We start from the raw sequence: 1398 nt of genomic DNA on the forward strand, positions 1-1398 counted from the left end.
GGGCGCGTTCACGCTGGTCCCGCTGCGCAGGCTGCGCGACCGGCGGCTGCCCGCCGAGGCGGTGGGGGCCCGGCGCGGCGGCTGGGGGCAGCTGGTGGCGACCGTCAGGGACATGCGCCGCCACCCGCTGACCCTGGGGTTCCTGCTGGCGTACCTGATGTACAACGACGGCGTGCAGACGGTGATCAGCCAGGCGTCGGTCTTCGGCTCCGAGGAGCTGGGGCTGGACCAGTCGACGCTGATCGTGGCGGTGCTGCTGGTGCAGGTCCTCGCGGTGGCCGGGGCGCTCGGCATGGGGCGGCTGGCCCGGAAGTACGGCGCGCGGAACACGATCCTTGGCTCGCTGGTGGTCTGGACGCTGATCCTGGCCGCCGGGTACTTCCTGCCGGCGGGCTCGCCCGTCTGGTTCTTCGTGCTGGCGGCCTTCATCGGCACGGTGCTGGGCGGCACCCAGGCGCTCTCCCGCTCGCTCTTCTCCCACCTGGTGCCGGCGGGCAAGGAGGCCGAGCACTTCGCGGCCTTCGAGATGAGCGACCGGGGGATGAGCTGGCTGGGCCCGCTGCTCTTCGGCCTCACCTACCAGTTCACGGGGAGCTACCGGGACGCGATCCTCTCCCTGATCCTCTTCTTCGTGATCGGTTTCGTGCTGCTGGCCCGGGTACCCGTACGCAGAGCCGTCCTGGAGGCGGGCAATCCCGTGCCGGGGCGGATTTAGCGCGGACGGCAAAACGGCGGTAGTGTACGCGTTTGGCTCGCCAGGCGTACCGTTACTGCGCGTGAAATACGTGCGGTGTGGGCGCGCACCCCCTGTCAGATGTGACAAACCGGGCGATGGTGGGTACAACAAGGGGCGGCTACGACGGCGACGCATGACCCTGAACGGGAATCTTTACCGCCGACCGGACGTTGACCGGATGACGACGACAGCGACACCTGTCCTGTGGGCGACAAGCCCGGGAGGCACGATTCATGAGTGAGCGAGCTCTTCGCGGCACGCGCCTCGTGGTGACGAGCTACGAGACCGACCGCGGCATCGACCTGGCCCCGCGCCAGGCCGTGGAGTACGCATGCCAGAACGGACATCGATTCGAGATGCCGTTCTCGGTTGAGGCCGAGATTCCGCCGGAGTGGGAGTGCAAGGTCTGCGGCGCCCAGGCACTTCTGGTGGACGGCGACGGACCTGAGGAGAAGAAGGGCAAGCCCGCGCGCACGCACTGGGACATGCTGATGGAGCGGCGCACGCGGGAGGAGCTGGAGGAGGTGCTGGCCGAGCGGCTGGCGGTCCTTCGTTCCGGCGCCATGAACATCGCGGTGCACCCGCGGGACAGCCGGAAGTCCGCCTGAGGCGCTTCCGGTGCGCCTGACGCACCGTTCTCGGCCCGTGGGCCGTGCCACCCC

Annotated in this window: 2 protein-coding genes; both read left to right on the top strand. The window is 69.4% G+C overall.

Translation table 11 applies throughout. The features are described 5' to 3' along the window. Positions 1-715, top strand: a 715-nt coding sequence (locus tag ABZ863_RS35670) for an MFS transporter (RefSeq protein ID WP_358544211.1), incomplete at its 5' end; no start/stop codon positions are given. Positions 716-969: 254 nt separating this feature from the next. Further along, complete coding sequence (locus ABZ863_RS35675) at positions 970-1344, top strand: RNA polymerase-binding protein RbpA (RefSeq protein WP_003946969.1); 375 nt, start codon at positions 970-972, stop codon at positions 1342-1344. The last annotated feature ends 54 nt before the right edge of the window (positions 1345-1398 follow it).

This window comes from Saccharomonospora sp. NPDC046836 (genome assembly GCF_040645195.1).
Lineage (GTDB): Bacteria > Actinomycetota > Actinomycetes > Mycobacteriales > Pseudonocardiaceae > Prauserella_A.